At 68.2% G+C, this 19,113-nt stretch carries 17 protein-coding genes; 9 read left to right on the top strand and 8 right to left on the bottom strand.

The annotated features are described in order from the left end of the window. Positions 1 to 27: 27 nt before the first annotated feature. Together ABVF28_RS05815 and ABVF28_RS05810 are read right to left on the bottom strand one after the other, a co-directional pair. Positions 28 to 954 (bottom strand): helix-turn-helix domain-containing protein, encoded by a 927-nt coding sequence (locus ABVF28_RS05815; RefSeq protein ID WP_371029790.1) that lies wholly within the window; start codon positions 952 to 954, stop codon positions 28 to 30. 91 nt (positions 955 to 1,045) lie between these two features. Then, positions 1,046 to 1,423, bottom strand: coding sequence for an ankyrin repeat domain-containing protein (locus tag ABVF28_RS05810; RefSeq protein ID WP_371029789.1), 378 nt, complete (start codon positions 1,421 to 1,423; stop codon positions 1,046 to 1,048). Positions 1,424 to 1,585: 162 nt separating this feature from the next. Here ABVF28_RS05810 and ABVF28_RS05805 point away from each other — a divergent pair, with 162 nt between their 5' ends. Next, a complete protein-coding gene (locus ABVF28_RS05805; RefSeq protein WP_371029788.1) occupies positions 1,586 to 1,969 on the top strand; it encodes an META domain-containing protein in 384 nt (127 codons plus the stop codon). 144 nt (positions 1,970 to 2,113) lie between these two features. Beyond that, a complete protein-coding gene (locus ABVF28_RS05800; protein WP_104310969.1) occupies positions 2,114 to 3,094 on the top strand; it encodes a beta-ketoacyl-ACP synthase III in 981 nt (326 codons plus the stop codon). A 405-nt stretch (positions 3,095 to 3,499) separates the two neighbouring features. Here ABVF28_RS05800 and ABVF28_RS05795 read toward each other — a convergent pair whose 3' ends face one another. The 4 genes from ABVF28_RS05795 to chvE all read right to left on the bottom strand — a co-directional run bounded on the left by ABVF28_RS05795 (position 3,500) and on the right by chvE (position 8,785). Next, a complete protein-coding gene (locus tag ABVF28_RS05795) occupies positions 3,500 to 4,651 on the bottom strand; it encodes an ROK family protein (RefSeq protein ID WP_179555439.1) in 1,152 nt (383 codons plus the stop codon). 128 nt (positions 4,652 to 4,779) lie between these two features. Next, a complete protein-coding gene (gene mmsB / locus ABVF28_RS05790) occupies positions 4,780 to 5,934 on the bottom strand; it encodes a multiple monosaccharide ABC transporter permease (protein WP_104310968.1) in 1,155 nt (384 codons plus the stop codon). A gap of 50 nt (positions 5,935 to 5,984) precedes the next feature. Beyond that, positions 5,985 to 7,526: a multiple monosaccharide ABC transporter ATP-binding protein gene (mmsA, locus tag ABVF28_RS05785; RefSeq protein WP_104310851.1), complete on the bottom strand. Its 1,542-nt coding sequence runs from the start codon at positions 7,524 to 7,526 to the stop codon at positions 5,985 to 5,987. A gap of 137 nt (positions 7,527 to 7,663) precedes the next feature. Next, complete coding sequence (chvE, locus tag ABVF28_RS05780) at positions 7,664 to 8,785, bottom strand: multiple monosaccharide ABC transporter substrate-binding protein (RefSeq protein ID WP_151423928.1); 1,122 nt, start codon at positions 8,783 to 8,785, stop codon at positions 7,664 to 7,666. Between the two features lie 221 nt (positions 8,786 to 9,006). Between chvE and xylA the strand changes: the two genes are divergently transcribed. Both xylA and ABVF28_RS05770 read left to right on the top strand, forming a co-directional pair. Further along, positions 9,007 to 10,200 carry a xylose isomerase gene (xylA, locus tag ABVF28_RS05775; RefSeq protein ID WP_151423927.1) on the top strand — a complete coding sequence of 398 codons (1,194 nt, stop codon included), beginning with the start codon at positions 9,007 to 9,009 and terminating at the stop codon, positions 10,198 to 10,200. A gap of 135 nt (positions 10,201 to 10,335) precedes the next feature. After that, on the top strand, positions 10,336 to 11,775 hold the full coding sequence (locus tag ABVF28_RS05770; RefSeq protein ID WP_371029787.1) for a xylulokinase: 1,440 nt from the start codon (positions 10,336 to 10,338) through the stop codon (positions 11,773 to 11,775). A 61-nt stretch (positions 11,776 to 11,836) separates the two neighbouring features. Here the strand turns inward: ABVF28_RS05770 and ABVF28_RS05765 are convergent, their stop codons facing one another. Together ABVF28_RS05765 and ABVF28_RS05760 are read right to left on the bottom strand one after the other, a co-directional pair. Beyond that, positions 11,837 to 12,250 (bottom strand): Hsp20/alpha crystallin family protein, encoded by a 414-nt coding sequence (locus ABVF28_RS05765; protein ID WP_104254489.1) that lies wholly within the window; start codon positions 12,248 to 12,250, stop codon positions 11,837 to 11,839. 161 nt (positions 12,251 to 12,411) lie between these two features. Further along, positions 12,412 to 13,344, bottom strand: coding sequence for a DNA-3-methyladenine glycosylase (locus ABVF28_RS05760; RefSeq protein ID WP_371029786.1), 933 nt, complete (start codon positions 13,342 to 13,344; stop codon positions 12,412 to 12,414). Between the two features lie 79 nt (positions 13,345 to 13,423). Between ABVF28_RS05760 and ABVF28_RS05755 the strand changes: the two genes are divergently transcribed. The 5 genes from ABVF28_RS05755 to ABVF28_RS05735 all read left to right on the top strand — a co-directional run bounded on the left by ABVF28_RS05755 (position 13,424) and on the right by ABVF28_RS05735 (position 18,884). Continuing rightward, positions 13,424 to 14,344, top strand: a complete 921-nt coding sequence (locus ABVF28_RS05755) for a rhodanese-related sulfurtransferase (protein WP_371029785.1) — start codon at positions 13,424 to 13,426, stop codon at positions 14,342 to 14,344. Between the two features lie 454 nt (positions 14,345 to 14,798). Beyond that, the gene (locus ABVF28_RS05750) at positions 14,799 to 16,073 is read left to right on the top strand and encodes a branched-chain amino acid ABC transporter permease (RefSeq protein WP_104310840.1); all 1,275 of its coding nucleotides are present in this window, start codon (positions 14,799 to 14,801) and stop codon (positions 16,071 to 16,073) included. A 9-nt stretch (positions 16,074 to 16,082) separates the two neighbouring features. Beyond that, the gene (locus ABVF28_RS05745) at positions 16,083 to 17,063 is read left to right on the top strand and encodes a branched-chain amino acid ABC transporter permease (protein ID WP_104254485.1); all 981 of its coding nucleotides are present in this window, start codon (positions 16,083 to 16,085) and stop codon (positions 17,061 to 17,063) included. Continuing rightward, positions 17,056 to 18,081, top strand: coding sequence for an ABC transporter ATP-binding protein (locus ABVF28_RS05740; RefSeq protein ID WP_371029784.1), 1,026 nt, complete (start codon positions 17,056 to 17,058; stop codon positions 18,079 to 18,081). The genes ABVF28_RS05745 and ABVF28_RS05740 overlap by 8 nt, the downstream gene beginning before the upstream one ends. Further along, complete coding sequence (locus tag ABVF28_RS05735) at positions 18,078 to 18,884, top strand: ABC transporter ATP-binding protein (RefSeq protein ID WP_104310839.1); 807 nt, start codon at positions 18,078 to 18,080, stop codon at positions 18,882 to 18,884. The genes ABVF28_RS05740 and ABVF28_RS05735 overlap by 4 nt, the downstream gene beginning before the upstream one ends. Positions 18,885 to 19,113 lie beyond the last annotated feature (229 nt).

The following is a 19,113-nucleotide window of genomic DNA, read 5'->3' as shown; positions in this document are numbered from 1 at the left end:
CAGGCCACGCCTTGGAGCGGATGCCCGCTACGCGCTCGCGCGCCCCCGCTGGACTGCCCCCGACCGCGCCTCGACCCGCCAGCGACCCGGAGTCGACCCGGTGTGGCGCTGGAACGCGCGGCTGAAGCCAGCCTGCGACTCATAGCCCAGCCCGCTCGCGACCGCGCCGATCGTCAGCTCGCTCCGCAGCAGCCCCTTCGCCGTCTCCATGCGCACACGCGTGAGGTACCCGATGGGTGTCTCCCCGACCGCCTCCTGGAAGCGAAGGGCGAACGCCGAACGCGACATCCTCGCGACCCTCGCGAGATCGTCGAGCGTCCACGGGCGGCCCGGCTCCTGGTGGAGTGCCTCGAGCGCGGCCGCGATGCGCGGCTCGGTGACGTCACGCAGCCAGCCCGCCGGCGCGCATCCCGCCTCGTTCCAGGCCCGAAGGGCCGTCGACACGATGGTCGTCGCGATGCGGCTGCAGATGACGGCGTCGCCCGCGCGAGGGTGCCCGGTCGCGCCCCCTCGCCGAGCGGACTCGCTGTCACGGCCCCAGGCGCACGCCATGCCATCGATGAGGGCCACCATCGACGGCTCCTGCCGCGCGAAGTCGCGCACGACCAACGCGGCGGGCAGCGTCTCGGCCGCAGCGTGCGCGAGCGGGGCCGCCTCGAAACCCACGTCGATGAACTCGACGTCACCCGTCGCCAGCACCGACGTCGAGTGCGCGCGCGGGAAGAACACGAGCTCCCCCGCCGCGAGATCCTCGCTCGGCGCGCCCTGCACCGTGAGACGCGCGACACCGTCGAAGACGTAGACGAATCCCGGCCCATCGTGGCGTCGCGCGAACGGCTCGCCGGACGTGAGCTGGTGCCGGTACGAGGCGACGAGCGTCCATTCGAGCGACGCGAGGGCCCGATCGAGGGCATCGCTCGGGGGTGCGTGCGGCGTCAGAGTGGTCACGTTCATTCGAACGCCCGGGGGCAAGCGCTTGTTCCGGGCTCACCGAACGCGACGACACAGTCCGGCCGGTCAGGTTTCGCCCACCGCCCTGGGGTGATCAGGCCAGCAGGTGCGCCTGTCCGAACATGTCCGCGGTCGCGCGCGCGGACGGCGTCCCCGCGTCGAGGTCGGCACCCGCATCCCGAAGCAGCCGCACGATCTCATCCTCGCCCTTGAAGAGAGCACCAGCGATCGGCGACTGGTCACGCGCATTGCGCAGGTCGACGTCGGCCCCGCGACCGATGAGCGCCTCGACCGTGCCCGCGTGACCGCTGTACGCGGCGAGCATCAGCGCGGTGTTGCCGGCCGCATCCTGCAGATCGATGGGCATGCCCTGGTCGATGAGCTCCAGCAGCGTCTGGCTGTCCCCGCGGCGAGCACACCCCATCGCGAGCTCCTTGAGGGCCACCACTTGTTCTGGGGTCAGTTCGGGCATGCCGACAGGGTATCCGCTCGCTCGTGTGCCCCTGGGAGGGCGGTTCCTCCGCGGTGAACCGCACGGCCTGCGCGCCCGAGGAGTGCGTCCGCTCCGTCACACGATGCCCGCGAGGGGCCCTCCGATCGTCCGCGCCTAATCGCTACGATGTGGCCATCCCCCTTGAGCATCGGAGTCCTCGTGAAGACCATCGGCGTCAGCATCGCAGTCGCGGCAGCGGCTCTCCTGCTCCTCACCGGATGTGCGGCTCCCGCCGCATCCGCAGCCGGCACCTGGGGCACCCCGAACTCGAGCGGCCAGGGCGAGCCGGGCCTCAACCTCGCCGACGACGGCAAGGTCACGGGCAACGACGGCTGCAACCGACTCATGGGCGAGTGGACGGAGACCGACGGCACGGTCGAGTTCGGGGCGCTCGCCTCGACGATGATGTTCTGCGAGGGCGTCGACACCTGGCTGCTCGGTGCGAGCACCGCCGAGGTCGACGGCGACTCGCTCGTGGTCTTCAACGAGGCCGGTGACCAGATCGGGACACTGCCCCGCGGTTGACGCGCGGACGCGCTACCGGGCTGCCAAGCTGCCGCGTTCTGGCCCGCCGCCTGCCGCTCCGGCGCGCAATCCGGTGAGCCCCCACGCTCCGAACACCACCCACAGAGACGATCACTGACCGGAGGGTAGGATTCTGCGTTGATCATGCTTTCCTTCTCCCAGCCTCAGCCAGTGCACTCGCGCATCGTCGGAGTCGGCTACGAGTCGCCAGAGCGCGTCGTCACCAACGACGAGCTGTCGCTGACTCTCGACACCAGCGACGAGTGGATCACCTCGCGTGTCGGCATCCGCGAGCGACGCCTGGCCGCAGAGGGGCAGAGCGTCACCGACCTCGCGGCAGCCGCCGGCGTCAAGGCGCTGCTCTCGGCGGACGTGCATGGCACCGACATCGACATGGTCATCGTCGCCACGATGACGGCCATGGACCGCTCGCCGTCGACGGCCGCCCAGGTGGCGACGCGCATCGGCGCCACGCACCCAGTCGCGTTCGACCTCAACGCCGCGTGCGCCGGCTTCTCGCAGGCCCTCGCCGTCGCCGACCAGGCGATCCAAGCGGGCTCCGCGAGCCGTGCCCTCATCATCGGTGCAGAGCGCATGAGCGACTTCATGGACTGGACCGACCGCACCACCGCCATCCTCATGGCCGACGGCGCAGGCGCCGTCGTCCTCGAGCGCAGCGAGACGCCCGGCATCGCACCCGTCGCCTGGGGTTCGCAGCCCGAGCTGGGCAACCTGGTGCGCATCCAGCAGCCCTCCGGCCGCTTCGAGCAGGAAGGGCGCAGCGTCTTCCGCTGGGCCATCACCCAGGCGCAGCACGTCGCGATCGACGCCCTCGCGAAGGGCGGCGTGCGAGCGGACGAGCTCGTCGCGTTCGTCCCGCACCAGGCCAACCTGCGCATCATCGACGCGCTCGGCAAGCAGCTCGGCCTGGCCGACGAGGTCGTCGCGCGCGACGTCGTCTACTCGGGCAACACCTCAGCCGCATCCATCCCCATCGCCCTCGCCAAGCAGGTCGAAGCGGGCGTCGCCGAGCCAGGTGGGCCGGCCCTGCTCCTCGGATTCGGCGGCGGCTTCTGCTACTCCGGCCAGGTCATCGCGTTCCCCGAGGTCCGCAACCCCGCCTAGTCGGGAGTGTCGGCCGGGTTTTCGGCCTCCAGTCCCGACGGTCCGCCGCCCTCGGGATGGGAACCTCACTTCGTTGGGGGAAGTTTCCCGCAATAAAGCGAGAAACCCATCCTGAGAAGCGGGCGAGGCGCCGTGGCCAAGCGCGCGGCCGCACCGGGGCGGACGCCGCCAATGCCGTCTGCGGATGGGTTTCGCGCTTCCGGATGGCGTGCACGCCATCCGCATGCGTGCATGCCATCCCGAGTCGCAGGGCGCGATGACGGATCCGCCTCGGAGCCGGATCACGCAATCTCGGGATGGGAATCTCGCTTCGTTGGGGGAAGTTTCCCGCAATAGAGCGAGAAACCCATCCCGAGAAGCGGGCGAGGCGCCGTGGCCGAGCGCGCGGCGCAGAGCCGCGCCGCGTCAGCGGTGCAGGTGGGCGCGTTCGATGAGCGCCTGGAACTGCAGTTCCGCGGCGCCGATGAAGAGCAGGTCGCTGCCGAGTCCGGCGCGCACCACTTCGACTTCGCCGTAGTTCGGGGCGAGGGTGTGCTCGGCGAGGATCTCGAGAAAGTAGTCGCGTTCGAGGTCGAGGAGCACGCCGAGGAACCCGCCGAGGACGACGCGTTCGGGGTTGAGGATGTTGATCATGTTGCGCACGCCGACGCTGAGCACGCCGAGCTGGCGGTGCGTCTCGAGCTTCACTGCGGGGTCGATGCTCTGCTGGAGCATGCGCTCGAGCTCGTCGTCGCTCGCGCTCTTCGTGCCGAGCGCGGCCAGGAGTCGGCGCCTGCTGACGACGCGTTCGAGTTCGTCATCGCCTGAGTTGCCGAGCGCCGCGGGGGTGGCGACGAGGTTGTGGCCGAACTCGCCCGCGTACCCGGCGACACCGTGCAGGAGTCGGTCGTCGGCGATGATGCCGCCGCCGATGCCGCTCGCGCCGCCGTTCATGTAGAGCATGTTGCTGATGCCGCGGCCCGCGCCGAAGATGTGCTCGGCGACGGCGCCGAGGTTGGCGTCGTTCGCGGCGAGGACGGGGAGGCCCGTGGCTTGCTGCAGCTGCTCGGCGAGTGGCACGTCGCGCCACTCGAAGTGCGGCACCCAGCGCACGAAGCCGTCGGAGGCGCGGACGAGGCCGGGCACGGCGACGCCGATGCCGACGCATTCGTAGAGGGTGTCGAGGCTCTCGCTGAGGCCCTCGACAAGCGCCTTGACGATGGCGACGGCCTCTTTGGCGGTCGGCGGCTTCTCGGTCTCGAAGCGGATGCGCTTCAGCAGCTCGCCGCGGAAGCTCACGACGCCGACGTTGAGCGCATCCACTTCGGGGACGACGGCGACGGCGACGATCTTGTCGCACAGGTTGACGACGGGGCTGGGCCGTCCGACGAGGTTCGTGGCGACCGGTTCCTGCTCCTCGACGATGCGCCGATCCGCGAGCTCTGCGACGAGCGCGGCGATGGTGGAGCGGTTGAGGCCTGTCTCGCGGGTCAGCTCGGCTCGGGAGGCCTGGCCGCCGCGGTGGAGGCGCTCGAGGATGAGGGAGAGGTTCGACGACGCGACGCGATCGGTGGGCATGCGCGTCCTCTTCTCTCGCTCGTCGTCGTGGTGATGCTGGTCTTCTGCTGTCCTGGTTCGTGCACGTCGGCGCTCGGCCGAGCCGCTCCGCCGCCAGCGCCGGGTGGGCGCGGGCGGCGGAGCACTGATCAGCTGCGTCCGCCCCGGCGCTTGCCGAGGACGTCGATGGCGACTGCGAGCAGCAGCACGAGGCCCTTGATGACCGACTGCCACGCCGAGTCGACGGAGAGGATCGAAAGTCCCATGTTGAGGACGCCCATGATCATCGCGCCGATGACTGCGCCGATAACCGTACCAACTCCACCGGTCACGGCCGCGCCGCCGATGAAGGCAGCGGCGATGGCGTCGAGCTCGTACGTGTTTCCGGCGGAGGCGACGGCGCCTCCTGCGCGGGCGGTCGTGACGATGCCAGCGAGGGCGGCGAGCACACCCATGTTGACGAAGATGAGGAAGTTTACGCGCTCGGTGCGCACACCGCTCATCTTGGCCGCGAAGAGGTTGCCACCCATGGCGTAGACGTTCCGGCCGAAGACGGTGCGCTGGAGGATGAACGTGTAGAGCATGATCAGCACGGCCAGGATGATCAGGATGATCGGCAGGCCCTTGTGCGCGGAGAGGAGCCACGCGAAGGCGAGGACGGCGACCGCGACGATCGCGAGCTTCGCGATGAGGGCGGCCCCCGGCTCGACGGGGAGGTCGAGCTTCTTGCGGCGGGCGCGGGTGCGCAGCTGGCTTCCGATGACGGCTGCGACGACGACGAGCGCGATGAGCATGGTGACGACGTCGTGTCCGCCGAGCATGGTGCCCATGGACTGGGGCAGGGAGCCCTTGCCGATGGCGACGAACTCGTCGGGGAGGGCGTTGATGGTGCCGCCGGTGAGGAGCACGAGCGTGAGGCCTCGGAAGAGGAGCATGCCGGCGAGCGTCACGATGAACGCGGGTATGCCCACGTAGGCGATCCAGAATCCCTGCCAGACGCCGATCACCGCCCCGGCTGCGAGGCCGATGAGCACGGCCGCGAACCACGGCAGGCCCCATTGGGTGATGGCGATGGCCGTGATGGCGCCGACGACGGCGACGACCGATCCCACTGACAGGTCGATGTGGCCGGCGATGATGACGATGATCATGCCGACCGCGAGGATCAGCACGTACGCGTTCTGCTGGATGAGGTTGTTGATGTTGGCGGGGAGCAGCAGCTTTCCGCCGGTGAGGATCTGGAACAGGATGATGATGACGGCGAGTGCGCCGAGGATCCCGTATTGGCGGACGTCGACGGACATCCTGACTTTGCGGGTGCCTGCTTCGCTCGCGGCCTCGGTGTTCGTGGTGGTCACGACTCGTCCTTTCCAGCGGTCATGTACTGCATGAGGAGTTCCTGGGTTGCGTTCTCCTTGGTGACTTCGCCGGTGAGGCGGCCTTCGGAGATCGTGTAGATGCGGTCGGCGAGACCGAGCAGCTCGGGGAGCTCGGAGGAGATGACGACGACGGCTCTGCCCTGTTCGACGAGCTTGTTGATGAGTCCGTAGATCTCGTACTTGGCGCCGACGTCGATGCCGCGCGTGGGTTCGTCGAGGAACAGCACGTCCGGGTCGGTCTGCAGCCATTTGCTGAGCACGACCTTCTGCTGGTTTCCTCCGGAGAGCTTGCCCGTGAGCGTCGCGACGCTTGCCGTCTTGATGTTCATGGACTTGCGGTAGCCCTCGGCGACGCCGTTCTCTTTGATGCCGTCGACGACGCCCCAGCGGGCGACCTTCTTGGCGGCGGCGGCGGAGATGTTCGCCTGGATGTCGCCGATGAGGTTGAGGCCGAGGTGCTTGCGGTCCTCCGTGGTGTAGGCGAGGCCGTTCTTGATGGACTCGTCGATCGTCTTCGTCGAGATCAGCTGGCCCGACTTGTACACCTCGCCGGAGATGTTGGTGCCGTAGCTGCGGCCGAAGATGCTCATCGCGAGCTCCGTGCGGCCCGCACCCATGAGGCCCGCGAAGCCGATGATCTCGCCGGCGCGCACGTGGAAGGAGATGTCGTCGACGACCTTGCGGCTCGGGTCGGCGGGGTGGTGCACGGTCCAGTTCTCGACGCGCAGCTTCTCCTCCCCGATGACCGCGTCGCGGGGCGGGAACATGGAGCTGAGCTCTCGGCCGACCATGGCGCGGATGATCCGCCCCTCGGTCGCGTCCTCTTCGCTCATGTCGATGGAGTCGATGGTGGCTCCGTCGCGGATGATCGTGACGCGGTCTGCGATGCGTCGGATCTCCTTGAGCTTGTGGGAGATGATGATCGAGGTGATGCCCTGCTCGCGCAGCTGCTCGATGAGGCCGAGCAGGTGGGCGGAGTCTTCGTCGTTGAGGGCGGCGGTGGGCTCGTCGAGGATGAGGAGCTTCACGTCCTTGGAGAGCGCCTTGGCGATCTCCACGAGCTGCTGCTTGCCGACGCCGATCTCGCGGATCACGGTGGCGGGGTTCTCGTTGAGGCCGACCCGCTTCAGCAGCTCTGCCGCGCGGCGGTTGGTCTCGTCCCAGTCGATGATGCCGAAGCGCTGCACCTCGTTGCCGAGGAAGATGTTCTCCGCGATCGACAGGTAGGGGCTGAGGGCGAGCTCCTGGTGGATGATGACGATGCCGTCGTGCTCGCTGTCGTTGATGTTCTTGTACCGCACCTCGCGGCCATCGAACTCGATGGTCCCCTCGAAGGTGCCGTGGGGGTAGACGCCGCTCAGGACCTTCATGAGCGTCGACTTGCCAGCGCCGTTCTCGCCGCAGATGCCGTGCACCTCGCCGCGTTGGACTTCGATGTTGACGCCCGAGAGGGCCCGCACACCGCTGAATTCCTTCACGATGTTCGACATCTTCAGGATCTTGTCGTCTTGCACCATTGCTCCGTCTCGCTTTCCGAGCTGCAACGCTCGGTGTTGCTCTGCGCGTTCAGGCGCGAGCTGTCACGGAAGCGCGCTCGGGCTGGTGTGGGGGCACAGCCAGCCCGAGCGCGTTCCGTGTGTGTGTCGGTGACTCGTTAGAGTCCGACGTCCGATGCCTTGAGGAAGCCGCTGTCGATGAGCTTCTCCTGCACGCTGTCCTTGGTGACGACCTCGGGGTCGAGGAGGTACGAGGGGACGACCTTGACGCCGTTGTCGTAGCTCTCGGTGTCGTTGACGTCGACCTCGGTGCCGGCCTTGAGGGACTCGATCATGGCGAAGACCTGGTCGCCGAGGAGGCGGGTGTCCTTCCAGACCGTCATGGACTGCTTGTCGGCGAGGATGTTCACGACGGAGGCCTTGTCAGCGTCCTGACCCGTGAGGATGGGCCACTCGGAGCCGGGCGTGTAGCCGGAGGAGACGAGCGCCTCCGAGATGCCCTGGGCGAGGCTGTCGTTCGGGGAGAGGACGACGTCGACCTTCTTGTCGCTGTAGTTCGAGGCGAGACGGTTCTCCATCTCGTCCTGAGCGCCAGCGCTCTCCCAGCCCTGGATGCCGACTGAGGCCCAGTCGTCGTTCGACGCGGGCGCCTTGCCCGAGGCGACCTCGAGCTTGCCCTCGTCGATGTACGGCTTGAGGACATCCCATGCGCCAGAGAAGAAGAACTTCGCGTTGTTGTCGTCGGGGCTGCCGGCGAACGGCTCGAGGTAGAACGGGCCCGGCTGGTTCTCGAGGTCGAGCGTGTCGACGATGTACTCGCCCTGCAGCTTGCCGACCGCGTAGTTGTCGAACGTCGCGTAGTAGTCGACGTTCTCGGTGTCGTTGATGAGGCGGTCGTAGGCGATGATCGTGATGCCTTCGTCAGCCGCGTCCTGGAGGACCGGTGCGAGCACCGAGCCGTCGATGGCGGCGACGACGAGCACGTCGACTCCGGAGGCGATCTGGTTCTGGATCTGCGAGATCTGCGTGTCCGGGTCGTTCTCGGCGTACTGGAGGTCGGTGGTGAAGCCGGCCTCGTCGAGCTTGCTCTGGAGCTGCGCGCCGTCGTTGATCCAACGCTCGAGCTCGCGGGTCGGCATGGAGATGCCGACGCTCTCGACCTCGACTGCTGCTCCTGCTTCGCCGGTTGCTGCTGGGTCTGCTGGCGCGTCGCAGGCGGTGAGGCCGAGTGCGAGGCCTCCAACGACTGCGAGACCGAGCAACTTCTTCGTTGCTGACATGAAGGTCATTTCCTCTCTGAAATGTCTTGCCCTAAGTTGTCGCGCCAAACATATACCCACTTGGGTGCAGTTGTGCAACCCCGTTTCGGATTCGTGACAAAACTGGCGGTCGCAGGCGGCTGAGATGCATCTCAACGACAACTGATGGTGGATCTGCGACCGCAGAATGCTATATGTTGCTCTCTAGAACTTATCAACGACGATATCTGGAACGGACCCTCATGCCTCTGACCCCCACCCCCGCAGACAAGTTCTCGTTCGGTCTGTGGACCGTCGGCTACAACGGCACCGACCCGTTCGGCGGCCCGACGCGCGCCGACCTCGATGTCGTGCACGTCGTCGAGAAGCTCGCCGAGGCCGGCGCCTACGGACTCACGTTCCACGACGACGACCTCTTCCCGTTCGGCTCGACCGACGAGGTGCGCGACTCCCAGATCTCCCGCCTCCGCGGAGCACTCGACGCGACGGGCCTCGTCGTTCCCATGGTCACCACGAACCTCTTCTCCGCCCCCGTCTTCAAGGACGGCGGCTTCACGTCGAACGACCGCGACGTGCGCCGCTTCGCGCTGCGCAAGGTGCTCCGCAACCTCGACCTCGCCGCCTCGCTCGGCGCCGAGACGTTCGTCATGTGGGGCGGCCGTGAGGGCGCCGAGTACGACTCCGCGAAGGACATCCGCCAGGCCCTCGAGCGCTACCGCGAGGCCGTCAACCTGCTCGGCGACTACGTCACCGACAAGGGCTACAACATCCGCTTCGCCATCGAGCCGAAGCCGAACGAGCCCCGCGGCGACATCCTCCTCCCCACGGTCGGCCACGCCCTCGCCTTCATCGAGACGCTCGAGCGTCCAGAGCTCGTCGGCGTGAACCCTGAAGTCGGACACGAGCAGATGGCTGGCCTCAACTTCGCCGCCGGCATCGCGCAGGCCCTCTACCAGGGCAAGCTCTTCCACATCGACCTCAACGGCCAGCGCGGCATCAAGTACGACCAGGACCTCGTGTTCGGTCACGGCGACCTGCAGAACGCGTTCGCGCTCGTCGACCTGCTCGAGAACGGCGGCCCCAACGGCGGCCAGACCTACACGGGCCCGCGCCACTTCGACTACAAGCCCTCGCGCACCGAGGACGAGACGGGCGTGTGGGAGTCGGCAGCGGCGAACATGCGCACCTACCTGCTCCTCAAGGAGCGCGCGGCGGCATTCCGCGCCGACCCCGAGGTGCAGGAGGCTCTCGCGGCGTCCCGCGTCGACGAGCTCTCCACCAACACGCTCGGCGAGGGCGAGACGTACGACGACTTCCTCGCCGACCGCTCCGCATACGAGGACTTCGACGCGAACGCGTACTTCAACGGCAAGGGCTTCGGCTTCGTGCGCCTGCAGCAGCTCGCACTCGAGCACCTCATGGGCGCCCGCGGCTAGTCCCGCCCCTCGCCCGACGGACTCCCCCGTCCCCCTGACAGAGCTGTGGCGGATGCACGCACGTCCAACGACGCGCATGCATCCGCCCCAGCTCTGTCGTGCACCCCACCCCAGCACTACAGAAAGCAGACCACCATGCTCGTCGCCGGCTTCGACTCGAGTACGCAGAGCTGCAAGCTCGTCATCCGGGACGCCGTGACGGGCGAGCTCATCCGCCAGGGTCGCGCGTCGCACGCCCCCGGCACGGAGGTGGACCCGGAGAACTGGTGGGCCGCCGTCCAGGACGCGACCGCAGCGGCTGGCGGGCTCGAGGACGTCGCAGCGCTGTCCGTCGCCGGCCAGCAGCACGGCATGGTCGCGCTCGACACCGATGGCCACATCGTGCGCGACGCGCTGCTCTGGAACGACACGCGCAGCGCGGCTGCCGCCCGTGACCTCATCGCGGAGTTCGGGCAGGAGACGCTCGTCGAGCGCACGGGCCTCGTACCGGTCGCCTCCTTCACCATCACGAAGCTCCGCTGGCTTCGGGATGCCGAGCCACAGAACGCGGCGCGTGTCGCCGCCGTCGCACTCCCCCACGACTGGCTCACGTGGCGGCTCCTCGGCTACGGCCCCGCCGACGAGAGCCCCCTCGGCCCCGACCTGACGAAGCTCACGACCGACCGCTCCGACGCTTCCGGAACCGGCTACTGGTCACCGTTCACCGGCGACTACGACCGCGAGCTGCTCGTCGCGGCGCTCGGCCACGACGTCATCCTCCCGCGCGTGCTCGGCCCGTCCGAGGTCGCCGGCAAGACCCCGGCTGGCGTGCTCGTCGCCGCGGGAGCCGGTGACAACGCGGGTGCCGCGCTCGGTCTCAACGCCCGTGCCGGCGACGTGGTCGTCTCCATCGGCACCTCCGGCACCGTGTTCTCGGTCGCCGAGCGGCCGGTTGTCGACCCGAACGGCGGTCTTGCGGGATTCGCCGACGCGACGGGCGAGTTCCTCCCCCTGTCCGCCACGCTGAACGCGGCGCGCGTCATCGACACGACCGCAACCGTGCTCGGCGTGGACCACGCAGAGTTCGGCCGGCTGGCCGCGTCCGCCCCCGTGGGCTCCGGCGGGCTCGCGTTCGTGCCGTACCTCGACGGCGAACGCACTCCTGACCTGCCGGACGCGACAGCATCCCTGCTCGGCATGACGCGTGGATCCTTCACACGCGAGAACCTCGCCCGCGCCGCGGTCGAGGGCATGCTCGGCAGCCTCGCACAGGCCCTCGATGCGCACCGCGCGCTCGGCGTCGACGCGAAGCGCGTCATGCTCATCGGCGGCGCCGCTCTGAGCGAGGGCGTGCGCGCCGTCGCCCCGACCCTCTTCGAGGTTCCCGTCGAGATCCCCGCGCCCGGCGAGTACGTCGCCGACGGCGCAGCCCGCCAGGCCGCCTGGATCGCGACCGGCAGCCGCCCCGACTGGCCCGTCGAGACCATCGCCCACCTGGAGCCGGCGCCTGATGCGGCGCTTCGAGCCCGGTTCGCGGCGGCCGCGGAACTCGCGCGGGACTCCGAGGAGTCAGGCAAGGGCCTGCGTTCCGTCTGAGACATCGCGAAGGGGGCAGTGTGAGATCGCACTGCCCCCCTTCTGCTGCGTCGCCTGTCGGCTACGCCTGGATGGTCTCGACCTTCGTGCCGGTCTCGATCTCGATCTTGCGCGGTTTCGCGCGCTCGCTGACGGGAACCGTCACGGTCAGCACGCCGTGCTCGTAGCTCGCGGCGATGCGCTCGGTGTCGAGGCCCTGGCCGAGCGTGAACTGGCGCAGGTAGCTGCCGCCGTTGCGCTCACGCACGAGCCACTTGGCACCCTCGGCGTTCACGGTGCTGCGCTCGGCGCGGATCGTGAGCTGCTGGCCGTCGAGGTCGACGTCGATCGAGCTGGGGTCGATGCCGGGCAGGTCGGCGGTGAGGATGTAGTGGTCGGCCTCACGGTAGAGGTCGATGGGCATCGAACGCGGACTGTTCGGCGCTCCCTGGAAAAGTCGTTCCATCTCCTGGAACGGATCGAAGACGCGTGCCATGTCGTTTTCCCTTCCTTGTACGCACTCTCACGATCGTGAGCGACTGCGGTGAAATTGAGTCGACTGGTGTCAACTTCCTTGCTCAGAAAATTAGCACTCGACCAGGCCGAGTGCCAGAAAGTTTGCTGAAAACCGCGTCAGCCGTGGGCGAACGACCCCCGTCAGTGGAAGCGGTGGTCCTGCACGGTCATGCGCGCGCCATGCTTCGGGCGCGGGTTGCCAGCCAGCTTGATGAGGCGCACGACCCGCTCGCGATGCCCCCGCCACGGCTCGAGCAGCTCCCGCATGCCGTCGTCGTCGACGTCGCAGCCCGCGAGCGCCCACCCCACCATGTTGGGGATGTGGTAGTCGCTGAAGCTCGGCGCGTCCGGGTCACCGTGCGAGCGCTGCACGGTCTCGTTTGCCGTCCACACGCCGACGCCGACGATCGAGCGGAGGCGGCGCAGTGGCTCCTCCGACCCGGTTGGCAGGCTCGCCGTGCGCTCCAGCGCCGACGCGACCGTCGCGGAGCGGATGACGGTACCCGTCCGGGAGTGATCGACGCCCGCCCGATGCCAGTCCCAGCTCGGGATGCGCCGCCACTGCTCCGGTGTGAGCGGAAGCCGCAGGTGGCGCGGCACAAGGCCGGCCGGGCCGGGCGCGGCATCCGCGTAGTCGCGGTGCAGGATGTCCCACGCTCGATGCGCCTCGAGGCCCGTGATCTTCTGCTCGATGATGGCGGCACTGAGCGCCTCGAAGACCGCCCCCGACTTCGGGAGCCGGAGCCCCTCGTTGCGACGCCGCACATCCGCCAGCTCGGGGAGCGCCTCGAGGCGCAGCTCGCTCCAGTCGTCATCGCGACCAAGGAGGACCGGGGCTTCGTCGACCGCGATCTCCGCGGCCTCGCCCCACGACACGATGCGGACCCCGTCCCGCGCCTGCCGGAAGACGGTCGTCGCCCCGCCCGCGAGCGCGTGCGACGTGCGCCACACGTCCCTCGAGACCGGGTGCATCCAGCAGGTCGGGTCGCGCCGGCCCCGCATGAGCGGCGACAGGGTCTGCACGACATCGACCGGCAGCGCCGGCCGATAGAGCGTCATGACCCGATCTGGCATGCGGCAAGGGTACGCAGACCCACCGACATCCGCGCCCCCTCGACGCTCGGAGCCCCGCCGCTCACCTAAAATCGACCGCATGGCTGTCCCCAAGATCGTGCTCTACTACGCCTTCGCGCCCCTCGCCGATCCGGAGGCGATCCGCCTCTGGCAGCGAGACCTCGCGGCGTCGCTGGGGCTGCGCGGGCGCATCCTGATCTCGAAGGACGGCATCAACGGCACCCTCGGCGGGGAGCTCGACGCGCTCAAGCGGTACGTGCGCACCACCCGCGAGTACGCGGCATTCAAGGACGCCGACTACAAGTGGTCGGAGGGCACCGGCCTCGATGAGAACGGACAGAGCCTCGACTTCCCGCGCCTCAGCGTCAAGGTGCGGGACGAGATCGTGAGCTTCGGGGCGCCCGGGGAACTGGAGGTCGACGAGCACGGCGTGGTCGGCGGCGGCACCCACCTTGCCCCTGACGAACTCCACGCACTGGTCGAGTCGCGCGACGACGTCGTCTTCTTCGACGGACGCAACGCCATCGAGGCCCAGATCGGCCGCTTCGAGGGCGCCGTCGTGCCAGAGACGGGCACAACCCGTGACTTCATCGCCGAGCTCGAGTCCGGCAAGTACGACGAGCTGAAGTCGAAGCCCGTCGTCACCTACTGCACGGGAGGCGTGCGCTGCGAGGTCCTCTCCGCGCTCATGATGAAGCGCGGCTTCAGCGAGGTGTACCAGCTCGACGGCGGCATCGTCCGCTACGCCGAGCAGTTCGGCGACGAAGGCCTCTGGAAGGGATCGCTCGCCGTCTTCGACGCGCGCGAGCACCTCGAGTTCGGGCCGAACACCGAGATTCTCGGGCGCTGCCGGGAGTGCGCGGCGCCCACGCACCGCACGCAGAACTGCAGCGACGCCTCGTGCCGCGAGCGCTTCGTCGCCTGCGAAGACTGCGGCGCGAACGAGCTGCTCTGCGCCGAGCACCAGCTCGCGGCGGTCCCAGACAGGGCGGTTTCCTGACCGGAGGATCGGGCCAGGGCCGAGTCGGCCGCATCCGCCGACCCTCTCGACGACCTGACGGACCACCTTCCGGTCGGTGACACGCCGAGCACGTGGGCGATCTTCAGACATCCCCGATCTTGGCGGCGGCGGCACACTGGAACGCGCCGGACCGCCACATTTGTGGTGACGTAGAACAAAATTGCGCGTTCGCGCGGCTCACGGCGCACAGCGGCACGCCCGCACCGCTATCGTGTGTAGCGGCAAAGAAACATTGCCGATACAAATCATCCGTAGATTCGCAGAGTGGCGAATCCTCGCTCGCAGCAATAGCAGTTCCAGAATCTCGTTCAGTCGTCGTGCCCAGCCCGACTCGCACTGGAGGTACTCCGTGCCCCTTCTCCTCAGTCCGCTTCCGCCAGCCGGATCGCGCTCAGCGACCGCCGGGCGTTCCCGGCTCACCCAAACGCACCGAATGCTCGCGGCCCTCGCGATGTCGCTCTTCGCGTTCCTCGGCGTCTTCTCGATGGCCGGACCCGCAAACGCGGAGTCCGAGCCCCCGGAGGAGTCGGCGTACTCGATCAGCGGCATCCTCAACTTCGAGAGCGAACCCGTCGAGGGCGTCTCGCTCACCGTCGAAGGCGACGGCTACACCGAGACGGTGGAGTCGGGTGAGGACGGACGCTGGCGCGTCCCCGTCCCCGGCCCCGGCAACTACACGGTGACGCTCGACACGGAGACGCTGCCGGACGGCGTGGACCTCCGCAACGAAGACGGGGCGACGGCCGAGGTCACGGAGGACGAGTGGTCGACGACCAACGTCGGTCGCCTCTTCGCGCTCGGCGAGGACACGAGGCAGAGCAGCAACTTCGGCTCGCAGCTCATCGAGCGCCTCGTCGCGGGGCTCAACTTCGGCCTGCTCATCGCGCTCGGCGCGATCGGCATCACGCTGATCTTCGGCACGACCGGGCTGAACAACTTCTCGCACGGCGAGCTGGTCACGTTCGGTGGCCTCATGGCCTGGCTCTTCTCCGTCTCCATGGGGCTCAACATCTTCGTGGCGATGATCATCGTCGTCCTCCTCGGCGCGGCCTTCGGCTGGGTTCAGGATGCGACGCTCTGGAAGCCACTGCGCAAGCGCGGCGTGCGCCTCGTGCCCGCCATGATCGTGAGCATCGGCCTCGGCCTCGCGCTGCGCTACATCTACCAGCTGTTCTTCGGCGGAGCGATCCTCCCGATGAGCTCCGTGGGTCTCAGCGGGGCCGTCGAGTTCGGCCCCGTGCGCATCACGACAGGCTCGCTGCTGAGCATGGGCATCTCGATCGTCACCCTCCTGCTCGTCGCCCTGTTCCTGACCCGCACCAGGGTCGGCAAGGCAACCAGAGCCGTCTCCGACAACCCGTCGCTCGCGAGCGCATCCGGTATCAACGTCGACCGCATCATCCGCATCGTCTGGACCACGGCAGGTGGCCTCGCCGCCCTCGCCGGCGTCATGCTCGCCCTGTACCGCCAGTCGTCGTGGGACATGGGCTTCCAGGTGCTGCTGCTGATGTTCGCCGCCGTCACCCTCGGTGGCCTCGGCTCCGCGTATGGCGCGCTCGTCGGATCGCTCGTCGTCGGCATCTTCGTCGAGCTCTCGACCCTCTTCATCCCCGCCGACCTCAAGTACGCGGCGGCGCTCCTCATCCTCATCCTGGTCCTGCTCGTCAGGCCCCAGGGCATTCTCGGCCGCCGCGAGCGAGTCGGCTAGGAGACGAACATGGACTGGTCAAACATCCTGAGCAACGCCGTCGGCGAGCTCCTCAGCCCCACCACCGCCGCCTACGCGCTCGCCGCGATCGGCCTCGGAATCCACTTCGGCTACACCGGCCTCCTCAACTTCGGTCAGGCCGCGTACATGCTGATCGGCGCGTACGCGTTCGCGATCCCGACGATCAGCCTCGGCTGGCCGCTCTGGGCCGCCGTGCTGTGCGTCATCGTGGTCTCGGTGATCTTCTCGTTCATCCTGGGTGTCCCGACACTGCGGCTGCGAGCTGACTACCTGGCCATCGTGACGATCGCCTCCGCCGAGATCCTCCGGTACATCGTGACGACGACGGGCCTCACCTCGGTCACGGGTGCCGCCAACGGCCTCAACGGCTTCAAGGGCACCTTCGCGGCGATCAACCCGATCCCGGACGGCACCTACGGCTTCGGTCCCTTCACGTACAACGCGTACGACTGGTGGACCCGCATCGTCGGCTGGGGCATCGTCCTCCTCGCGACGCTCCTCGTGTGGGCCCTCATGCGCAGCCCCTGGGGTCGCGTGGTCCGCGGCATCCGTGAGGACGAGGACGCCGTGCGCAGCCTCGGCAAGAACGTCTTCGCCTACAAGATGCAGGCCCTCATCACGGGAGGTCTCCTCGGCTCGCTGGCCGGCATCATCTTCATCCTGCCGAGAGCCGTGCAGCCCGCCAACTACACGACGGGCCTCACGTTCTTCATCTGGACGATCATGCTCCTCGGTGGAGCCGCGACGATCTTCGGCCCCATCGTGGGCGCCATGATCTTCTGGGTGGTCCTCTCCCTCACGCAGGGCGTGATCAACGGACTCATCGAATCCGGGGCGATCACCTTCCTCTCCATGACGCAGGGCGCCCAGCTCCGCTTCATCATCGTCGGAATCGCGCTCATGCTGCTGGTGGTCTTCAGACCCCAGGGCATCTTCGGAAACAAGAAGGAGCTGAGCTTCAGTGCCTGAGCAGACGAGCCCACCAGCGGGCATCCTCCCCACCCACGAGTTCGTCGACGGCAAGGTCGGACCCGGCTGCAAGAAGGTCGACCCGATCGTCATCGCCGACGGCGTCACCCGCCAGTTCGGCGGCAACACGGCAGTAGATGTGCAGCACCTCGAGATCCCGCGCGGCAAGATCACCGCGCTCATCGGTCCGAACGGTGCAGGCAAGACGACCATGTTCAACCTGCTGACGGGCTTCGACAAGCCGAACACAGGCACCTGGTCGTTCGATGGCACCTCGCTCGCGAACGTGCCAGCCTTCAAGGTGGCGCGCTCCGGCATGGTCCGCACCTTCCAGCTCACGAAGTCGCTCGGCCGCATGACGGTGCTCGACAACATGCTGCTCGGCGCCGACCAGCAGGGCGGCGAGGGCATGCTGCGCGCGCTCTTCAAGCCGCTGTGGCGCGAGCGCGAGACCGAGATCACGGCGAAGGCAGACGAGCTCCTTGCTCGCTTCAAGCTCGACGCGAAGCGCGAGGACTACGCGGCGTCCCTCTCGGGCGGACAGCGCAAGCTGCTCGAGATGGCCCGCGCGCTCATGAGCAGCCCGAAGCTCATCATGCTCGACGAGCCCATGGCCGGCGTCAACCCGGCGCTCGTGCAGTCGCTGCTCGGCCACGTCAAGGAGCTCAAGAACGACGGCACCACGGTGCTGTTCGTCGAGCACGACATGCACATGGTCACCAACATCTCCGACTGGGTCGTCGTCATGGCCGAGGGCCAGATCGTCGCAGAGGGCCCACCCGAGACGGTCATGAAGGACCAGGCCGTCATCGACGCGTACCTCGGCGCGCACCACGACCAGGACCTCGGCGACCTCGACATCCAGGAACTGGAAGTCGAGCGCATCGCCGAGGAACAAGGCGTCGAGGCGGCCGCCGAGTACGAGGCCGAGGTGCTCGGGACGACCTCGATCGCCGAGGAGATCGCCGAGACCAAGGCCGAGACAGCGCCCGAGACGAAGGAGAGTGACGGCAAATGAGCGAGACGCAGCCCACCGCATCCGCTGCACCGGCATCGACCGCGCCGCGAGGCGACGCAGTGCTGTCGACCATCGACCTCGTCGGCGGCTACCTGCCCGGCGTGAACATCCTCAACGGATGCTCGATCGACGCCTACCCCGGTGAGCTCATCGGCATCATCGGCCCCAACGGAGCCGGCAAGTCGACGGTGCTCAAGGCCATCTTCGGGCAGATCAAGATCCGCGGCGGCAGCGTCATGCTGAAGGGCGAGGACATCACCGGCCTGCGCGCCGACAAGCTCGTCGCTAAGGGCGTCGGCCTCGTGCCGCAGAACAACAACGTCTTCCCGTCGCTCACCATCGAGGAGAACCTCGAGATGGGGCTCTTCCTGCGACCCAAGGTCTTCAACGAGCGCTTCGAGTTCGTCGCGGACCTCTTCCCCGAGCTGGGGAAGCGTCGCAAGCAGCGCGCCAGCTCGCTCTCGGGCGGTGAGCGCCAGATGGTCGCCATGGCCCGCGCCCTCATGATGGACCCGTCGGTACTGCTGCTCGACGAGCCCTCCGCGGGCCTCTCGCCAGTGCGCCAGGACGAGACGTTCCTGCGCGTGCGCCAGATCAACCGCGCTGGCGTCTCGGTCATCATGGTCGAGCAGAACGCACGCCGCTGCCTGCAGATCTGCGACCGCGCCTACGTGCTCGACCAGGGCAAGGACGCGTACACGGGAACCGGCCGCGAGCTGCTCAACGACCCGAAGGTCATCGCCCTCTACCTCGGCACCCTCGCCGCGGACGAGCAGGCGAAGGACGGCGACGCGGCCCACTAGCCGCCAGCATCCACCCTCGCAAGGGCGGGGCGGACACCAGCGCGAGCTGGTCCGTCCCGCCCTTCTGCGTGCGCGCTCCACCACCGACCCATCACGACCCACCGCTGCCAGCCGAATCGCCCTTCTCAGCGCACCAGAGGGGCCATTCGGCTGGCAGCGGTGGCGGAGCGGTGGTGGCAAGCGAGCAGGGCACGGCACGGCAGGGGTGAGCGGATGCACCTCCTGGGCA

Source organism: Pseudoclavibacter sp. JSM 162008, from assembly GCF_041366455.1.
In the GTDB taxonomy this organism is placed as follows: Bacteria; Actinomycetota; Actinomycetes; order Actinomycetales; family Microbacteriaceae; genus Pseudoclavibacter.
Note: the sequence above shows the minus strand (reverse complement) of the source record. Positions and strands in the feature narration are given on the sequence as shown.